Source organism: Nocardia sp. NPDC052254 (assembly GCF_040679495.1).
GTDB lineage: Bacteria > Actinomycetota > Actinomycetes > Mycobacteriales > Mycobacteriaceae > Nocardia.
In genome coordinates this window covers 629,945-647,811 of record NZ_JBFAUW010000001.1, presented here as the reverse complement: position 1 = coordinate 647,811, position 17,867 = coordinate 629,945, and the positions used below count along the sequence as shown (strand labels likewise).

Genomic DNA, 17,867 nt, shown 5'->3' with positions numbered 1-17,867 from the left:
CTTCCTCATCCCAGATACTCATCATGCGCTCCGCGTTGTGCCGAAATCCGATGCCGGTATGTCGTCCGGCGCGAACATCCGGAAGCTATCACAACGCAACCGTGCCCTGACATTTCACTGGTGGGAATACCGAGGGGCTTGACCGAACGGTGCTTCCCGGCTGTGCTGAGGGAACCCTCCCGGCACTTTTGGTTAACATTATTCGAGCTCCATCGGACATCGCGGCAAACGGTTGCCGTGGTGACGCTGGTGCGGTACCTTCCGCCTGCCGGGGGGTGCTGTTCCGGTTGATTGGGAGTCATGAAATGAAACAGGGAGATCTCGTCCGGCATCGATGGGCCGAGGTCACTACTCTCGGCGATCTTCTGGACCGGCGAGCCCAGGAACACCCCGACCGGATCGCGCTGAGTTTCCCCGGGATCGAGCTGGACTACGCGCAGCTCGCCGCTCGGGCCGAAGTCCTGGCGCGCGGGTTGCTGGCCTCGGGTATCGCACCCGGTGACACCGTCGGCATTCTGCTGCCGAACTGCCCGGACTCGATCGCGGCTCTGTTCGCGGTGAGCCTGGTGGGTGCGCTGCCGGTACCGATCAACAGCCGCTTCAAGGAATTCGAGCTGAGCCGGGTCGTCGGCCATTCGCGAATGCGCCTGATGTTCGTCGGCTCGTCGACTCCGGTGCCGCCGGCTGTGCTCGGCGAGGCGGCCGATCTGCGCACCGTCGTCCAACTCGGCGCGGGCGAAGTTCCCGCGGGGCAGCTGACCGAGCGCGATTTCCTCGCGGCGGCGGCGCATGTCGATCCGGACGCGGTCCGGGCGCGCAGCTCGATGGTGCGGGTCCGCGACGCCGCGCTGGTGATGTACACCTCCGGCACCTCGGCCAGTCCGAAGGGCGCGTTGATCAGCCATGAGGCGCTCATCAGATTCGCGTCCGGGGCTGCCGAGACACGATTGCTGCTGACCGGCGAGGACCGGGTCTGGACACCGTTGCCGCTGTTCCACATCGGCGCCGTGGCCTTCGCCATCGCGAGCCTCTACGCCGGCTGCCGGTTCTCCCACGTGGGATTCTTCCAGCCGGGCACGGCGCTGGAACAACTGGAGAGCGAGCGCTGCACGGTCGCGCTCCCCGGATTCGAGACGGTGTGGTTGCCCGTCGTCGATCACCCCGATTTCGCCTCGCGTGATCTGTCCGCTCTGCGTGTGGTGATGACCGTCGGTGTCCCCGAACGTGTTCGGGACATGGCCACCCGGCTTCCGCACGCGCTGCAGGTGTCGTGTTTCGGTATGACCGAGGCTGCCTCGTTCCTGTCGCTGAGCGAGCAGACCGACACCCTCGAGCAGCGAATCACCACCGGTGGCAGGCCGTTGCCGGGTATGGAGTGCCGGATCGTCGACGCGCGCACGGGTGCGGATCTGGCGCCCGGGGCCGAAGGGGAGCTGTTGTTCCGCGGTACCAACTGTTTCGACGGCTATCTGCACGACCCCGAACTCACCGCGGCCAGTTTCGACGATGCCGGCTGGTTCCACACCGGCGATGTCGCGGTCATGGACGACGAGGGCCGGGTCACCTTCGTGAGCCGGGTCAAGGACATGCTCAAGGTCGGTGGGGAGAATGTCTCCGCGGTCGAGGTCGAGGATTTTCTGTTGCGCCACCCCGCCGTACGCATCGCCCAGGTCGTCGGCGCGCCGGACTCGTATTACGTCGAGGTGCCCGCCGCCTATATCGAGCTCGAACCGGGTGCCACGGTGACCGAACAGGAAGTGATCGATTTCTGCCTCGGCAATATCGCGACCTACCGGGTTCCGCGCTATGTGCGCTTCGTCGACGAGTGGCCGATGTCGGGGACCAAGATCAAGAAATATGTGCTGCGTGAGCGGATCGCGGACGAGCTGACCCGGCGCGGAATCGACAGCGCACCGAAACTGCGCGCACCACAGGGGGCACAGGGATGAGTGGCGAGCTGCAGACGATCAGGCGGCTGTACCGGAACTCGTGGCGACTGCGTACATCCGCGGTGCTGGGCGATCCGGTCGCGGCGGTGCAGAACCTGGCGCGCGGGTCCGATGGGCATGCCGCCTACGAGCGCATCCGTTCGCGCGGTGACCTCGTCCGCGGCCGTAGTGGCCTGTGTATGTCGGCGACCTATTCGGTGTGCGACGAAGTCTTGCGCGACAACCGGTTCCTGGTCGCGCCGACCTCGACCCGGCGCCTGAAATTGACTCCGCTGCCGGAGCAGCAGACGGATTTCCTGGTGCACCCGCTCGACGATTCGCTCGCCTCGGCCAACCTGCCCGAGCACACCCAGCTGCGAAAGCGCGTCGCTCCGCTGTTCGGCGGGGCCCGGATGCGCGCGCGCCGGGCGTTCGTCGAGGAATTGGTCGAACGGCAGCTCGATCGTCTGGACACCGACGAGGCCGTCGACCTGATCGGCGAATTCGCCTTGCGCATACCGAGTCTGGTGATCGCGGAACTGCTCGGCCTGCCGACCTCCGATCACGATCGGTTCGCGCGCTGGGGTATCGAATTCGGCGCGACCGTCGACGGTGCCCGCAGCGCGGGCGAACGTCGCCGGGTCCACGTGCTGCTCGCCGAACTGACCGACTACTTCGCGGCCGCGACGGCCGCGCGCCGCCGCGATCCCGGCGACGACATGATCTCGGCGCTGACATCGGCGGTCGACGACGGTGTGATGTCGGAGGCCGGGCTGGTATCCACCTGTCAGGCGCTGCTCATCGGCGGTTTCGTGACCACCGCCAACATCATCGGCAATGCGGTGACCGCCCTGTCGGCACAGCCCGAGCAGCACGAGCGTTTCGCCGCCGAGCCGGACCGGGCCGCCGATGTGGTCGAGGAGACGCTGCGGTGGGAAGCGCCCGCGCAGTACAGCGTCCGGATCGCGGGCGAGGACATGGAACTGGCCGGTCACCACATCAGGCGGGGCACACCGGTGGTGGCGTTGCTGGCCGCGGCCAATCGGGATCCGGAGGTGTTCGACGATCCGGCCCGATTCGATCTCGACCGCCCGAACGCACGTGATCATCTGTCCTTCGCCGCCGGGGTGCACTATTGCCTCGGCGCGGGTTTGGCCCGGATGGAAGGGGAGATCGCGCTGCGCGGGCTCTACCGCCGTTACCCCGGACTGCGGCGCGCGGGCGCGCTGACCTACTGCCCTTCCCGGGTGATCCGTGGACCGCAGCGCCTGATGGTCCGGACCCGCTGACCTCCCGGGTCGCGCGCCGCGGTGACGCGCTGTCGCGAGCGAGCGGGACGCCGGGAACCGGCGGTGCGGAAAATGATGGCGAGGACTGCCGGACAATGGCGTGTTTTGGTAGCATTTCGTTGCCGGAGAAACCGCCGGCATTGTGGAGATCACGGGTCGCCGCCGAATCGTGGATGCGCAGTCCCGAACGCTATGGCCGGCCCCTGACGATTGTCGGCCGGAGGGGAGCCGATAATGGCTCGGATATCACCCGCGGAGAAATCCGATTGGTCACCGGATCTGATCGAATTCATCGGCGAGTTCCGGAGTTCGGTACTCGGTGACACACCCGCCGACACCCACCCGGCCGGTGCGAATCTGCTCGGTACCCTGGCCCGATATCCCGCTCTGGCCAAGGCATTCCTGACCTTCAACGGTCATCTGCTCTACGGATCCACCCTGTCCGAGCGCCGGCGTGAACTGCTGGTGCTCCGGGTGGCGGCGGTGCGGCAGTGCGACTACGAATGGGCCCAGCACGCGATTCTGGCGGAAATAGCCGGGATCCCGAAAGAGCAGATCGAAAAGGTGCGGGAATCCGTGCCGGGCGCGGATTGGGATGCGATCGATAAAGCGTTGTTGTCGGCCGCGGACGAATTGTTGACCGACGGTGCCGTGAGTGCGGATACCTGGCAGGTGCTGGCCGGCGAATTCGATGAGAACCAATTGATGGATATCGTCTTCACCATCGGTACCTACGACATGCTCGCGATGGCGTTGCGGTCGTTCGGCGTGGAGCCCGAGGCCGATCTGGAGCCGTATCTGCCGCGCAGATGAGGTCCGGGCGGGATCCGGGTTCGCCGGATCCCGCTGCCGCGGTGCGATACTCAGGTGTTGCGCCCGCCGTTGACGCCGATCACCTGCCCGGTGATGTAGCTCGCCTCGTCGCTGACCAGGAAAGCGCACGCCGCGGCGATGTCCTCGGGCCGTCCGACCCGGCCCACGGGGGTCGCGTCGATCGCCTTCTGCATATCGATGAAGCCGCGGTCGGCGGTCGCCCGCATCATCGGTGTATCGATGAAGCCCGGAGGGATGGTGTTGACGGTCACCCCTTGCCGGGCGAACTCGAGCGCCAGCACCTTCGTCAGACCGAGCACGCCGGATTTCGAGGACACATAGGCCGCCATCCCCGCCGCGCCGCTGTGGATGCTGGAGGACGAGATGTTCACGATCCGCCCCCAGCCCTGGGCGACCATATCCGGCAACACCGCCTGGCAGCAGTCGAACGTACCTGTCAGATTCACCGCCAGCACCCGCGCCCATTCCGCCGCGGTGATCTCCAGAAACGGCCCGGAGGTGGAGATTCCGGCGCTGTTGACCAGAATCGACGGTGCCCCGAGCTCCCGGCGCACCTGCTGCACGCCGGCGTCGACCGCCGCCCGATCGGCGACGTCGACGCCGACCCCGATCGCCTTGCCGCCGGATTCGGCGATGGCCGCCGCGGCCGCGCGCGCGGCCGCGCCGTCGAGATCGAAGACCGCCACCGGATCACCGTCGGCGGCCAGCCGCGCGGCGATGGCACCACCGATTCCCGAGGCGCCCCCGGTGACTATCGCGATCCGGCCGCTCATTTGATCGACTCCTGTCCGACCAGGGTGGACCGGTGCATCCGGCGCGGCTGGGACCGATCGAACGGGCAGGCGCGGTGCACCAGGCCGGTGTTGTCCCAGATCACCATGTCGCCGACCGTCCAGCTGTGCGACAGCACCCGATCCGGGGCCGTGGCCCGATCGAGCAGGTCCTGCAGCAGCGCGCGGCCCTCCTCGAGGTCCATCCCGATCACGTGATCGGCCGAGGCGCCGAAAACCAGTGAGCGCCGCCCGGATTCGTGGGTCCACACCAGCGGATGCTCCCGGCCACCGCGGCGCGCCCACTCCTCGATCTGTTCCGGTGTCGGGTCGGCGTAGGTCAGCCGCTGGATCCGCTCGAAACTGTGCATCACCCGCAACCCCTCGAAGCGCCGCTTCTCCTGTTCGGAGAGCTCGTCGTAGGCGAGGTAGGTGCTGGCGAAGGCGGTCTCACCCCCCTGGTCGGTGACCATGTGCGCACTCATGATCGAGGCCTTCGCCGGGACCTCGTCCATGAATCCGTCCAGATGCCAGTAGTCGTTGCTGGCGAAGTACTCCACATTCGGATTGCCGGGATCGAAGCTGATCTCCATCACATCCGGATTCGGGTACAGCGGAAACTGCACCAGCTCACCGAGTGTGCGGCAGAACGCGGCCTGGGTCGGGTCGTCGGCGTGCAGCTGGGGAAACAGTAGTACCCCGTGCCGCTCGAGCGCCTCCAGGCAGGCCGCGGGCAGGTCGTCGTCGGTGCGGAGACGGTCGAGGTCGACGTCTTCCACCCGCACACCGACCGTGTCGGTCAATGGTGTCGTGGTGATCGCGGGCATCGGGGCTCCTGTCTGTCGATGCGGTACCGCGCTGCGCTCGGGGCTCAGCCGGGAATGTGGCGCCGCCGTGTGCTGATCAGCGGGCGGTGATAGGACGGGTCGTCGGTACTGCGCGACGGAGTGCCGTCGAGGGCGATATCGGGAACGTCGGCGAACGGAATCGGCATGGTCGGCGCCATACCGGACCATTCGATGACATTGGTGCGCAGTGCGATTCGCCACTGCCCGGCGCGGCGCTCGAGCCGGTCGAGGTAGCGGCCGCCGGCCAGCCAGTTGCTGTCGTCGCGATTGCGCGCGGCGAACAGGTAGTAGGTCTCGGTGTGCGCGGTGTCGCCGTCGATATCGCAGGTGTGGTTGAGCAGATTGTGCTGGGTGGCCGATTGCCCCTGCTCGTGCATGGCGCGGGCCCAGTCGTAGAGATCGGCTGGGCCGCCGACGAAATCGCCCGCCGCGATGGTGGCGTCGCAGTGGAAGGCCGACTGGAACAGTTCGCGGTCGAATCGGTCCATACCGCGGCTGAATCTGGTGAGACAGTCGAGTATGTCCTGCCGGTCCAGAAGGCTGTCGAGCCGGTCTCGGCGGTCGGTGGGCATGGGTATCGGTCCTCTCGCGTCACGGTGAATCCGGCCGCCACTCACACCGGGCTCCAGATGGGCGCTCCGCGGGTGTCGCGCAGTGACGGGGGAGTGGTGCCGTCGACATCGGTGATGCCGTACCGGCGGGCCAGTTCGGCGGTGATGTACGTGCCGCCCGTTCGCGTCATGAGATCGGGGTCGGCCGCCAGTGCCGCGATGACCCGGCCGGGGAATTCCGGTGTACAGGCATCGTGCGGTCGGGTGGCGGCCTGATCGCCGAGCCCGGGGATCGTGGCGAGATTGCGCTCGGCTCGTTCGGTGCGGGTCAGGCCCTGCCACAGCGAAACCGAGGCCACACCATGCGGTTTCAGCTCGACGGCCATGTCGCGCGCCATCCGGTCCACGGCCGATTTCGCGGTGCCGAACACCACTCCGTAGGTGTAGGCGACTCCGGTGTAGCCGCTGATGGCCACGATCAGGCCGGATCCGCGCGGGGCCATGATCCGGGCGGCGTGATGGGCGGCGACGAAATTCGACCGTACCCCGACATCGACCATCTCCCAGTTCGACAGCGGCTTGTCCCAGAACGGTCGCGGATCGGTGAGGTCGTCGGGGAGAGAGAAGGCGTTGTTGACCAGGATGTCCAACCGGCCCTGCTCGGTCCGTACCCGATCGAACAGGGACTCGACCTGTGCGTCGTCGCCGTGATCGACGGCGACCGCGATTCCGTGCCCGCCGCGCCGAGTGCATTCGGCGGCGGTGTCACCGACCGTGCCCGGCAGCGGATGTGATCCGGCTGTGACGGTGCGACCCGTGACGTACACCGTGGCGCCCTGCTCGGCCAGGGCCGTCGCTGTGCCCTTTCCGATTCCACGGCTCGCACCGGTGACGACCGCGACCTTGCCGCTCAGCGCTCCCATGGTCGAACTCCCTTGCCGCCGACCATGTGTCACCGTGCCTTCGGCATCTCGAAGAACGCCACACTGTGGTCCCCGTCCGCGCGCCCGGTGAAGTGCCCGGCCGAGAACGTCGTGCCCAGCAAGCCGTGCGACCAGTCGGCCGAGACGCCCAGATCCCGCGTCCAGTCGTAGAGCATGGTGCGTCGGACGACACGCCAGCTTCCGCCGCGCTGCTCGAACCGGTCGAGATAGCGGCCGCCGAGCATCAGATCGCGGTGCTCGGCCCCGGCGTCGACCCGGTGGTAGGCCGTGACATGGGTCTCGGCCAGCGCGATGGCTCCGGCGGGTTCGATCAGCGTCTGCCCCAGTACATGCTGGGTCAGGATCACCGCCGCCGCACCGGGCACCACCCAAGCGAGATAGTCGTCGAACGATCCGGCGAAGATTCCGAAATCGACTGTCGCGTCGGGCCAGAAACAGGACCGGATCAGTTCCGCGTCGCGACGATCCTCGCCGCGGGCGATACGGGCGAGCCGGTCGCGAATGTGCTCACCCACCGAGGGTGCGGCGGCGTCCCGCGGGTGGTCGTTCACCGTGCACCCGGCCGTTCGCGTACCGGACCCGCATCCGAACCGGCAGGACGGGTGGAGGCGGGGCCGATACGCGGTGCCCGCGCGTGCCCGGCGGCAGCGGACACGGCGCCGGGACCCCCGGCTGTGCGCGATGCGGTGCTCATGACGAGGCGTCCGTGGGCGCGTACCCGAGGATCGCCTTGGTCTCGAGGTATTCGTCGAACCCCGACGCACCCCATTCGCGGCCGTTGCCACTCTTGCGATAACCACCGAACGGACAGGCGAAGTCGAAACCGTCGTTGATGGAGACCGATCCGGCCCGTATCCGTCTGGCGACCGCCCGGGCCTGATCGAGGTCCGCGCCGGCGACGAATCCGGCCAGGCCGTATTCGGTGTCGTTGGCGATCGCGATCGCATGATCGATGTCGTCGTAACCGAGGATCGTCAGCACCGGGCCGAAGATCTCCTCGCGCGCTACGGTCATGTCGTTGGTGACATCGGCGAAAACGGTCGGCTTGACATAGAAACCGACGTCGAGCCCCTCCGGTCGTCCGGTACCGCCGGTGACCAGGGTGGCGCCCTCGTCGATACCCTTCTGGATCAGCGCCTGCACCTTGTCGAACTGGGCACCCGAGACCACCGGGCCCATGGCCACCTCCCCGGTGGGATCGCCGACGGTGATCTGCTCGGCCGCGGCGCGGGCCGCGGCCGCCGCCTCGGACATGCGCCCGGCGGGAACGAGCATCCGCGACGGCGCGGAGCACGTCTGCCCGGAGTTGCCCATCATCGACACCACGCCCTTGGCGACGTTGTCGGCGAAATCGGCGTCGTCGAGCAGGATGTTGGGACTCTTACCGCCGAGTTCCTGGCTGACCCGCTTCACCGTCGGCGCCGCGGTCCGCGCGATGTCGATCCCCGCGCGCACGGATCCGGTGAACGAGATCATGTCGATGTCGGGATGGGCCGACAGCGGCACACCGACGCCGGGACCGTCACCGTGGATCAGGTTGAACACCCCCGGCGGTACGCCCGCCGCCGCCAGCACCTCGGCGAAGATCTGCCCGCTGAACGGCGATTTCTCCGACGGCTTGAGAATCATCGTGCAGCCGGTCGCCAAGGCCGGGAACACCTTGACCGCGATCAGGCTCAGCGGCCAGTTCCACGGCGTGATCATCGCGCACACGCCGATCGGTTCCTTGGCGACCATCGACCCGCCGAGTTCCTCGGTGAACGCGAAGTTTTCGAGAACGGTGCACGCGGTGTCGAGATGTCCGGCCACCAGATCGACCTGGAATCCACCCGCCAGCGCGGCCGGGGCGCCCATCTCCTCGGTGAGCGCCGCCGCGAGATCGCCTCGGCGCCGGTCGTATTCGGCGGCGATCGCGCGCAACAGGGTCAGCCGCTCGGCGACCGTGGTGGCCGACCAGGAGCCGAAGGCCGCGCGCGCCGCGGCGACCGCCCGGTCCACATCCTGCGCCGAACCGGCCGCCACGGTGCCGCAGATCTGCTCGGTGGCCGGATTGACCACCTCGAAGGTCTGCGCGGTGGCCGGGGCGACCCACTGCCCGCCGATGTAGAACTTCCGATGGTCACGCATGAGTTGTCCGTCCTTCTCGTCGGATGTGCTGTGGGCCGGGCATTGTCGTCACCTACTGCTGGCCTTCGGCGTACCAGGTGCGGAATTCGTCGTAGCTGGGCATTTCTTCGGAGTTGGCCTTCGGATCGACCGCGACGTGGATGACACCGGGTTTGCCGCTGGCATAGGCCCGTTTGATCGCCGGAGCGATGTCCTCGTCGCGCTCGACGTATTCGCCGTGACAGCCGAATCCCTCGGCGACCTTGTCCAGTCGCGTTCCGGTGCCCCAGTGCACGCCGGTCTCGCGGGAACCGTGCCCGAACGTGCGTTTGTACACACCGACTTCCAGGCCCCACGCGTAGTCGACCCCGACCACGCACACCAGCGGCAGATTCAGCCGCACGGCGGTTTCGAGTTCGGCGATCTGGAACTGGAACGAGGAGTCACCGGTGACGAGCATGACCGGGCGATTGCCGCCCTCGGCCACGGAAGCGCCGATGGCATAGGGCAATCCGGTGCCCAGATGCCCGAAATTCTGATTCCACATCACGTCGTGCGGTTTGGCCTGGGAGTAGGTCCAGCCGAAGATCGTGGTGGCACCACCGTCACGGGCCATGATCCCGTCGGCGGGAAACGCTTTCGTCGCCTCCACGATCATCCGGGCGGGATGTACCGGACTCATTCCGCTGGGCGCGGTCTCGGCCAGTTCCGCCAGGCGCGCGGCATCGCGTTCGATCCACTGCGCCAGCTCGGGGGACGCGGTACGCGGAGTGTCCCGCAGCGCCTCCACCAGTTGCGGGACGATCGCACGCAGGTCACCCACCAGCGGAACGTCGATCGGCCGGTTGACGCCGATCGCGGCCGGATCCTGTTCCACCAGGATCCAGGTCCGGTTCTCCTCGCCGGCGACCCAGTGCCGCCCGCGGCCGAAGTGCACCGGCTCACCCAGCTCCGTACCGATGGCCAGGCACAGATCCGACTGCACCACCGCCTCGACCGCCGACGGCGAGAAACCGTAGGGGAAGGTGCGATCCTCGAGACCGGCGATGTAGGAGGTGCCGCCGGAGGTCTGGATCACCGGCGCGGCCATCAGTTCGGCCAGTTCCTTCACCGACTCTCCGGCACGCGCGGTGTGCACGCCGTGACCGATCAGCAGAATCGGCTGTTCGGCGGTGCGGATCGCCGCCACGGCCGCGGAGACCGCATCGGGGCCGGCGGTCTGGCCGACGAGCCGGTACCGGTGCGGCGACACGGCCGGGGGTACGTCGAGTTCCTCGAGAATGACGTGCTGCGGGTACTCGATGTAGACCGGCCCCGGTGTCCCCGACACGGCTTTGCGCAGCCCCTCACGAATGATCTCGTCGGTCTGATCGGCGTATTCGATACTGGCGCTGTACTTCACGGCGTTCTCGATCAGCGGGGCCTGCTGGACGAACTGGATGCGCCCGCGCCGCACCCGCTGCTCGGTGATCCGGGCACGCTGACCGCCGAGGAAGATCACCGGCGAGTTCTCGACCTTGGCGCACATGATGGCACCGGACAGATTCGCCAGGCCCGGACCCAGTGTCCCGATGCAGACCGCGGGCTTTCCGGTCATCCGGGCGACGCCCTCGGCCATCATCCCGGCCGATTCCTCATGATGCGGCGCCACCACGTTCCAGCCACGCTCCTCGGCGAGGTGGAACAGATGAACGAAATTGGGGTCCGGAATTCCGAACAGGGTATTGATGCCCTCGGCTTCGAAGAGCTCCAGAATCCGTTCGTAGACCTTCACTGTTGCTTTCCTTCCGTGACTGTCGCTGCGGTCGCCATCGCGAAGCTGCGGCCGATGTGATCGGCGTGTGCGCTCAGCGGGGGCAGGACCCACGAGTTGTCGGTGCTGCGGATGTCGTCGATGCGGGCGGCGACCTCATCGACGGTCCAGGACGGCTGGTACACCCCGGGGGTTTCGGCGATGTAGGCCCGCGCCACCCGCCCGGCGATCGCCACCAGCATTTCGCCGGTGAGAGTGCAGGATTCGTGTGCGAGATAACCCACGGCCGGAGCCACGAGTTCCGGCCGCATATCCGGGTAGGCCGAGGTGTCGATACCTTCGGCCATCCGGGTGACCGCCGAGGGCACGATGATGTTGCAGCGCACGCCGGAGTCGGCGCCCTCGAGTGCCACCACATTCGACAGGCCGATCATCCCGGCCTTGGACACCGCGTAGTTGGCGACCGCCTTGTTGCCGTAGATGCCGCCGATCGAGGAGGTCAGTACCACTCGCCCGTATCCGACCGCGCTCATCACCGGAAACGCCGCGCGCACGGTGTGGAAGGCGCCGCGCAGATGAACGTCGACGACCGCCTCGAAATCGGCGTAGCTGAGTTCGGTCAGCGACCCGTAGCGGACGTTGCCGGCGTTGTGCACGAGGATGTCCAAGCGCCCGAAATGGTCCAGGGCCGATGCGATGATCGCGCGCCCGCCCTCGGGGGTGGCGACCGATTCGGTACAGGCGACCGCGGTGCCACCGGCGGCCACGATCTCGGCGACCACCTGCGCGGCGACCCCGGCGTCGGGGCTCTCGCCGCGCACACTGGCGCCGGGATCGTTGACCACGACCTTGGCGCCGCGCTGTGCCAGCAGCAGGGCATAGGATCGGCCCAGCCCCCGCCCGGCCCCGGTGACCACCGCGACCCGGTCGTCGAATCTCAATTCGGGCAACGAAATTTCCTCTCGCGTAAGACTTTCCGGACGGCACTCACGTGTTGAGCGTCAAACCCTCCAGATCGCCGGCGTCGCGCCACGCCTGCAGCAGTTCCTCGAGCACGTAGAAGCCACCCCAGAACGGGTCTCCCAGGAACGAGCGGCCATTGGGCTCGCCCTCGCTGTTGTAATAGCCGGGCGTGCATTCGGTGGTGAAGGTGCTGTTGTCGATCGAGTGCGCCCGGATGATCTGCACCCAGCCCTCTTCGGCCTCCGCGGTGGGCTCCACCCGGGTCGCGCCGCGCCGCTGTGCCTGGGCGATGATGTAGGCGATGTGATCGGCCTGCTGCTCGTACATCAGCGTGGTGGCCGCGGTGACCCCGCCCTGTACGAATCCGGTGGCGAAATGATTCGGGAATCCGTGCGCCATGATGCCGTGCAGTGTCCGGAAGCCCTTGCCCCAGTGCTCGTAGAGGGATTCGCCGCCACGCCCGGCGAACGGCTCGATATCGAACTGCCGTTCCAGTGAGGTGGTGATCTCGAAACCGCTCGCGAACACGATGCAGTCGACCTCGTATTCGACACCGTGGGCGATGATCCCCTTCTCGGTGATGCGTTCCACGCCCTTGGTCTCGGAGACGTCGACGAGGGTGACATTGTCGCGATTGAACGTCGGCAGATAGTCGTCGTTGAACACCGGGCGTTTACAGAGATTGCGGTAGTAGGGCTTGAGTTTCTCCGCGGTCTCGGTATCGGAGACGATATCGGCGACGCGATCGCGCAGCCGCTGCATCGCCCGGTAATCCTCGATCTCCCTGAGCTCGAGGAATTTCGCCGGATCCGCCAGTGCCGCCCAGCCGTTGGTCTCGTCGAGTTTGGCGGCGAGATTGCGGGCCACCTCGGTCCAGCCGTCGCAGATCAGATCCGGCTCGCCGGGGGAGTAGAAGGCGTAGGCGGCATTGTGGAAATTGCGCTGCCGTTCGGCCCGCCAGCCCGGCCGCAGGGTTTTCACCCATTCCGGATCGGTCGGGTGGTTGTCGCGCTCGAAGATGTAGGAAGGCGTCCGCTGGAAGACCGTCACATGTTCGGCGCCCCGGGCCAGGTGTGGAATGGCTTGTACACCACTGGCTCCGGTGCCGATGACGGCGATTCTCTTGTCCGCGATGCGATCCAGGCCGCCGTGCAGATTGCCGCCGGTGTAGTCGTAGTCCCAGCGCGCGGTGTGGAAGGTGTGGCCCTTGAAATCGGTGATTCCGGGAATGCCGGGGAGTTTCGGCCGATTGTAGGGGCCCTGGCACATCACCAGATGGCGGGCGCGGATGTCGTCGCCGCGATTGGTGGTCAGCCGCCACCGCTCGATGTCCTCGTCCCACTCCAGCGATCGCACGAGGGTGTGGAAGAGCGCCTTGTCGTAGAAGCCGAAGTGCTTGCCGATCCGCTGTGCGTGCTCGTAGCACTCGTCACCGTGGGAGAACTTCTCCTTCGGCATGAAGCCGGTCTCCTCGAGCAACGGCAGATAGCAGTAGGCGTCCGAGTCGATCTGGATGCCGGGATAGCGGTTCCAATACCAGACACCGCCGAAATCGCCGCCCAGCTCGATGATCCGGAAATCGGAGACGCCGGCCTGCTGCAACCGGTGCGCGGTGATCAGGCCGGCGAATCCGCCGCCCAGGACCGCCACCTCGATGTCGGTGTCGAGCGGCTCGCGGGGAGTGACCGGACGATGTGGATCGGCCTCGTAGAAGTCGGCGAATTCGTTGTCGGCCTCGAGATATTGCTGCTGGCCTTCCGGGCGCAGGCGCTTGTCGCGCTCGGCGAGGTACTTGCGCCGCAGCGCCTCTTTGTCGACCTCGGGGGTCTGGGTCGGGGAGCAGGGTTTCATGTCGGAAAGTCCTCGTGACTGAAAGAAATTCGGATCAAGCCAGATCGGTGGGTTCGCCGGTGCCCATATAGGACGCGAGATTGTGGTGCAGGTTGACGATGGTGCGCTCGCGATACGGATTCGGCTTCGGTCCGGAGAATCCCCGCGATTTCATGCCCTGCTGCACCGCCGCCATATTGTCGAAATCCTGCGGCAGCACGGTGCGCCATCCGGGATCGCCGACCGGCGTGTAGATCCATTCGGTCTCCGGTTCCTCGCCGGGCGGGAACAATTCGAAGACCGCTGCCTCGAAGATGCACTTGTCCGGGTCGTGGCCGTAGGGCCGGAATCGGTAGCACAGCATGTTGTTGAGTGCGTGCCCGATCTGGAAGTTGGGGAAAATCTGCCAGGCGGTGCCCGCCTCGGCGACGACCTTCGGATCCACCGTCGGCCAGATCACCCCGCGCTCGGCGTCCTCGGAGCGGCAGGTGTCGAGCCAGTACCGCATCACCTGACCGGGCGGGGTGTCGGCGGGTAGTTCGCCGGCCAGCCGATTCGCCACCTCGACCATCGTCTCGGTGGTGTTGGTGTTGGCGTTCTCCCAGGTGAAGTTCTGCAGCTGCGCGGTCGATATCCGCGCGTCGGGCCCGGCGCCGATCCGTAGTTTGCCCTGGTTCTCCTCCATACCCTTCGGCGCGTCGTACCCGATGTTGCTGTGCAGTCCCTGCGCGCGGCCCCACCCGAGGAAATCGCCGAAGTTCATGAACTCCGGATGGGTGTAGGGCACGTGATAGGTCTCCATGAACGCCTCGAAGGCGACCTTCCAGTTGCAGTCGAAGGTCAGCCAGCGCCGCCACCGGTAGCGCATGTTCTCGAGCTGGAACGGATCCAGCAGCGACGCCGCGGGTTCCAGATAGTCGCGCAGTGGGACGCAGTCGGGGTCGAGGTTGATCCAGACCCAGCCGCCCCAGGTGTCGATACGCACCGCCGGTAGTCCGTCGTTGCGCTCGGTGAGCCCGCAGGGCCAGTCGCCACGTTCGGGGACGAAGGTGTTGCGGCCCTGCAGGTCGTAGCGCCAGCCGTGGAAGCCGCAGACGAACTGCTTGCGCTGACCGTGCGCGTCGTGGGCGCCGGGCGGGGTGTCGACCAGGCGGCGGCCACGATGGGCACAGACGTTGTGATGGGCGCGCAGGGTATCGGCAGCGGTGCGGACCACGAGGATCGAATCGGCGGCGATCTCGTAGGTCAGGAAATCGCCGACGCGCGGTAGTTCCTCCACCCGGCATACCTGCTGCCAGACCTTCGCCCAGAGTTTGTCGCCCTCGGCGCGGGCGTATTCGGGACTGATGTAGGCCTCGACGCCGATCGTCTTCGGCGTCGACAGTGGTTGCGCCGCAGCCGTTTCGGTGCTGCTGTCGGCGATATCGGTCATGATTTCTCCTGACGGCGTCTCAGCGGGTGATGGCGGCGCGGAACCCGTCGTCCTCGAGGAACAGCGAGGTGTTGTCCGCGCCCAGATGGGTCCATTTGAGGTTCAGGCCGCCGTCCACCAGCACCGTCTGCCCGGTGATGTAGCTGGACAGTTCGGACAGCAGGAACAGGATCGGCCCGGCCTGTTCGTCGGGCCGGGCGCGCCGGCCCATCGCGATGGCGCGCCGGTCGCGTTCGGGATCGGCGCCGACGTAGGTGCCCGAGGCCGGAGTGGCGGTGACACCGGGCGCCACCGCGTTGACCCGGATTCCGTCGAGGGCGAGTTCGGCGGCCATGGTCCGGGTCGCGGCGACGAGGGCGGCTTTCGCGGTGCCGTAGGCGATGTGGAACGGTGCGGCGTTCATGCCGCTGATCGACGACAGCGACACGATCGAGCCCGGCCGGCCCGTGGACTTGAGCTCCGCGGCCACCGCCTGGCTGAAGAAGAACATCGTCTCGAGGTTCCATTCCAGCAGTGCCCGCCAGTCGGCGCGGGTCACGCGGGTGGCGGGCATCCAGGTCGCCGGTGCCGCCCCGCCGGCGATATTGACCAGCCCGTAGAGCTGCCCATCGGCGCGGCGCGCGTGTTCGAGGACGGTCGCGATCCCGTCGTCGGTGGACGCGTCGGCGGCCACCGGCGTGATCTCGAGCCCTTGTGCGGCAAGGGGTGCGATGTCGATATCGAGTTTCTCGGCGGACCGGCCCACGGCGATCACGTGCGCGCCGGCCTCGGCGATGCGCCGGGCGACCGCGGTGCCGATACCGCCGCCGCTGGCGCCCGAGACGATGACGACGCGTCCGTCCAGTCCGAAGAAGTCGTCGATACTCATGCCGCTCACCGCTCCTCGCGCCGGATGGCGAGCACACTGCCCTCGGCATCGCCGGACAGATACAGCGTTCCGTCCGGTCCGGCGGCGAGACCGGTGAACGGTCCCTGCGGGCCGGAGAACGGCAGCAGGCCCTTGAGCGGTTTCGGTGTGACCCCGGCCGGTGCGCCCACCGGCAGATGTTTCGCGATCACTTGCCGCGCACCGGTTTTCGGATCGATCTCGATCAGCGTCCGGGCTTGCACATCCACGACGTAGAGCAGGTCGTCGTGGACCGCGAGTCCGTGCGGGCGCCCCAGGCCGTCGACCACGGTGTCGACGGCGGAACCGTCCACCGCGACCACTCGGCCGGCGCCGGCCTCGGCGACCAGGCAGGTGCCGTTCGCGGTGAACGCCACTCCCATCGGATCGTGCAGGCCTCGGGCCAAGACCTCCGATCCGCCCGAGCGCACCGCGTGTACGGAGCCCGTGCCCAGATCGGCGACCGCGATGGTGCCGCGCGCCGAGACGGCGACACCGTAGACCTGATCGAGTCCGTCGAACAGCACTTCGCTCTCGGCGGCGTCGGGGCGATAGCGGGCCACCGATCCGTTGCCGGTCACGATGAACTCGCCGTCGCCCACCGCGGTGATGCCGCGAATGTATCCCGGATATCCCGGGCTGAAAAGCATTCCGGCGGTGCGTATCTCCCCGCCCGGTGGCACGGCGAGCAGGAACGTGCCGTCGGCGATGTAGAGGGTGCCGTCGGCGCCCACGGTCAGATCCAGCGGCCAGGTCAGACCGTCGGCCAGTGCGGTGCGCGTCTCGCCGCCGCCGAGGATCTCGGTGATGCTGCCGGTGAAGCCGGAGACGAACAGGCGCCCGTCGACGAAGGTCAGATTGTCCAGGCCGGGACCGATGGTGGCGAGCACGGTGCGTTCTCCGTTGCGCGGATCGATCCGCAGCACCTCGCCCGTGGCGACCTGGGTGGACACGATATGGCCCGCCGCGTCGAATTTCACCGCGTCCGGGCCACCGAGATCGGCCGCGACGCGTTCGGGTTCGCCGCCCTCGGGATCGATGCGCCAGATCTCGTTGCTGCCCAGCAGCGGGTAGTACAACTTGCCGTCCGGTCCTACCTCGAGCGCATTGGGCATCGGCAGGTTGTCGAGCAGGATCCGGGGCGCTCCGCCGGCGAGGTCGAGTTCCATCAGCCGCCCACCCGGGCGGCATTCGTCGACGAACAACCGGCCCTGATGGAAGGTGATGCCGTTGGCGCCGGGAATGTCGTCGCGCAGCACCCGGGTCGCGCCGTCGGCGCCGCGGACACTGATTCGCCCGTCGTAGTACTCGGTGATGTACAGGTCGCCGTCGGGTGCGAAGGCGATGTCGTCGGGCGCGACCACCTCGCTGCCCATCGCGCTGATCGTCTCCAGATCGCCGGTTTCCGGATCGAGGGCGCTGATCTGGCTGCCGGCGACCTGGGCGATGTAGATGCGACCGTCGGTGCCGGTGCGAATGCCGTTGGCGCCGAACAGCCGGCTGGGCGAGGTGACCCGTCGCAGGGCCCACCCGTCGGCCACGTCTGCTGCGGTGGTGGTGATGTAGCGCGCGGGTGGAGTCACCGCGAAGCCTCCGTACTGCTCGGGAACGGTTCGTTCGGAATCGGTCGGCATTGCCCGGGAAATTCGCCGGCGAGGCGAAATTCGCCGAACGGGCGGCATCACCTCGTCCCGCGCGGGACGATGGTGATGTATCGCACCTTCTCGTAAGTG

At 67.3% G+C, this 17,867-nt stretch carries 15 protein-coding genes; 3 read left to right on the top strand and 12 right to left on the bottom strand.

What is annotated here, in order from left to right:
* The first annotated feature begins 305 nt into the window (after positions 1-305).
* From AB0L57_RS02975 to AB0L57_RS02965, 3 genes are all read left to right on the top strand, one after another.
* Positions 306-1,949, top strand: a complete 1,644-nt coding sequence (locus AB0L57_RS02975) for an AMP-binding protein (protein ID WP_364956130.1) — start codon at positions 306-308, stop codon at positions 1,947-1,949.
* Positions 1,946-3,217 (top strand): cytochrome P450, encoded by a 1,272-nt coding sequence (locus AB0L57_RS02970; RefSeq protein ID WP_364956127.1) that lies wholly within the window; start codon positions 1,946-1,948, stop codon positions 3,215-3,217. The genes AB0L57_RS02975 and AB0L57_RS02970 overlap by 4 nt, the downstream gene beginning before the upstream one ends.
* Positions 3,218-3,451: 234 nt before the next feature.
* Positions 3,452-4,030, top strand: coding sequence for a carboxymuconolactone decarboxylase family protein (locus AB0L57_RS02965; protein WP_364956124.1), 579 nt, complete (start codon positions 3,452-3,454; stop codon positions 4,028-4,030).
* A gap of 50 nt (positions 4,031-4,080) precedes the next feature.
* Here the strand turns inward: AB0L57_RS02965 and fabG are convergent, their stop codons facing one another.
* From fabG to AB0L57_RS02905, 12 genes are all read right to left on the bottom strand, one after another.
* Positions 4,081-4,824 carry a 3-oxoacyl-ACP reductase FabG gene (fabG, locus tag AB0L57_RS02960; RefSeq protein ID WP_364956121.1) on the bottom strand — a complete coding sequence of 248 codons (744 nt, stop codon included), beginning with the start codon at positions 4,822-4,824 and terminating at the stop codon, positions 4,081-4,083.
* On the bottom strand, positions 4,821-5,648 hold the full coding sequence (locus tag AB0L57_RS02955) for a TauD/TfdA family dioxygenase (RefSeq protein WP_364956118.1): 828 nt from the start codon (positions 5,646-5,648) through the stop codon (positions 4,821-4,823). Before AB0L57_RS02955 ends, fabG begins: the two co-directional genes overlap by 4 nt.
* A 44-nt stretch (positions 5,649-5,692) precedes the next feature.
* Positions 5,693-6,241 (bottom strand): nuclear transport factor 2 family protein, encoded by a 549-nt coding sequence (locus tag AB0L57_RS02950; RefSeq protein ID WP_364956115.1) that lies wholly within the window; start codon positions 6,239-6,241, stop codon positions 5,693-5,695.
* A 41-nt stretch (positions 6,242-6,282) separates the two neighbouring features.
* Positions 6,283-7,143, bottom strand: coding sequence for an SDR family NAD(P)-dependent oxidoreductase (locus tag AB0L57_RS02945; protein WP_364956112.1), 861 nt, complete (start codon positions 7,141-7,143; stop codon positions 6,283-6,285).
* Between the two features lie 29 nt (positions 7,144-7,172).
* Entirely contained in the window at positions 7,173-7,715 is a 543-nt protein-coding gene (locus tag AB0L57_RS02940; protein ID WP_364956109.1) for a nuclear transport factor 2 family protein, read from the bottom strand.
* A gap of 139 nt (positions 7,716-7,854) precedes the next feature.
* Positions 7,855-9,291, bottom strand: coding sequence for an aldehyde dehydrogenase family protein (locus AB0L57_RS02935; RefSeq protein WP_364956106.1), 1,437 nt, complete (start codon positions 9,289-9,291; stop codon positions 7,855-7,857).
* Between the two features lie 52 nt (positions 9,292-9,343).
* Entirely contained in the window at positions 9,344-11,044 is a 1,701-nt protein-coding gene (locus AB0L57_RS02930) for a thiamine pyrophosphate-binding protein (RefSeq protein WP_364956103.1), read from the bottom strand.
* The gene (locus tag AB0L57_RS02925) at positions 11,041-11,973 is read right to left on the bottom strand and encodes an SDR family NAD(P)-dependent oxidoreductase (protein ID WP_364956101.1); all 933 of its coding nucleotides are present in this window, start codon (positions 11,971-11,973) and stop codon (positions 11,041-11,043) included. The genes AB0L57_RS02930 and AB0L57_RS02925 overlap by 4 nt, the downstream gene beginning before the upstream one ends.
* A 37-nt stretch (positions 11,974-12,010) precedes the next feature.
* Positions 12,011-13,837: an NAD(P)/FAD-dependent oxidoreductase gene (locus tag AB0L57_RS02920; RefSeq protein WP_364956098.1), complete on the bottom strand. Its 1,827-nt coding sequence runs from the start codon at positions 13,835-13,837 to the stop codon at positions 12,011-12,013.
* A 34-nt stretch (positions 13,838-13,871) separates the two neighbouring features.
* Entirely contained in the window at positions 13,872-15,248 is a 1,377-nt protein-coding gene (locus AB0L57_RS02915; protein WP_364956095.1) for an aromatic ring-hydroxylating dioxygenase subunit alpha, read from the bottom strand.
* Between the two features lie 19 nt (positions 15,249-15,267).
* The gene (locus AB0L57_RS02910) at positions 15,268-16,116 is read right to left on the bottom strand and encodes an SDR family NAD(P)-dependent oxidoreductase (RefSeq protein WP_364956092.1); all 849 of its coding nucleotides are present in this window, start codon (positions 16,114-16,116) and stop codon (positions 15,268-15,270) included.
* 5 nt (positions 16,117-16,121) lie between these two features.
* On the bottom strand, positions 16,122-17,768 hold the full coding sequence (locus AB0L57_RS02905; RefSeq protein ID WP_364956090.1) for an SMP-30/gluconolactonase/LRE family protein: 1,647 nt from the start codon (positions 17,766-17,768) through the stop codon (positions 16,122-16,124).
* Between the last annotated feature and the right edge of the window lie 99 nt (positions 17,769-17,867).

What these genes read in the sequence shown, in the direction of transcription:
- AB0L57_RS02920 (WP_364956098.1), bottom strand. Translation starts at nt 13,837, where the DNA reads ATGAAACCCTGCTCCCCGACCCAGACCCCCGAGGTCGACAAAGAGGCG.
- AB0L57_RS02955 (WP_364956118.1), bottom strand. Translation starts at nt 5,648, where the DNA reads ATGCCCGCGATCACCACGACACCATTGACCGACACGGTCGGTGTGCGG.
- AB0L57_RS02910 (WP_364956092.1), bottom strand. Translation starts at nt 16,116, where the DNA reads ATGAGTATCGACGACTTCTTCGGACTGGACGGACGCGTCGTCATCGTC.
- AB0L57_RS02915 (WP_364956095.1), bottom strand. Translation starts at nt 15,248, where the DNA reads ATGACCGATATCGCCGACAGCAGCACCGAAACGGCTGCGGCGCAACCA.
- AB0L57_RS02950 (WP_364956115.1), bottom strand. Translation starts at nt 6,241, where the DNA reads ATGCCCACCGACCGCCGAGACCGGCTCGACAGCCTTCTGGACCGGCAG.
- AB0L57_RS02975 (WP_364956130.1), top strand. Translation starts at nt 306, where the DNA reads ATGAAACAGGGAGATCTCGTCCGGCATCGATGGGCCGAGGTCACTACT.
- AB0L57_RS02935 (WP_364956106.1), bottom strand. Translation starts at nt 9,291, where the DNA reads ATGCGTGACCATCGGAAGTTCTACATCGGCGGGCAGTGGGTCGCCCCG.
- AB0L57_RS02945 (WP_364956112.1), bottom strand. Translation starts at nt 7,143, where the DNA reads ATGGGAGCGCTGAGCGGCAAGGTCGCGGTCGTCACCGGTGCGAGCCGT.
- AB0L57_RS02965 (WP_364956124.1), top strand. Translation starts at nt 3,452, where the DNA reads ATGGCTCGGATATCACCCGCGGAGAAATCCGATTGGTCACCGGATCTG.
- AB0L57_RS02905 (WP_364956090.1), bottom strand. Translation starts at nt 17,768, where the DNA reads ATGCCGACCGATTCCGAACGAACCGTTCCCGAGCAGTACGGAGGCTTC.
- AB0L57_RS02970 (WP_364956127.1), top strand. Translation starts at nt 1,946, where the DNA reads ATGAGTGGCGAGCTGCAGACGATCAGGCGGCTGTACCGGAACTCGTGG.
- fabG (WP_364956121.1), bottom strand. Translation starts at nt 4,824, where the DNA reads ATGAGCGGCCGGATCGCGATAGTCACCGGGGGCGCCTCGGGAATCGGT.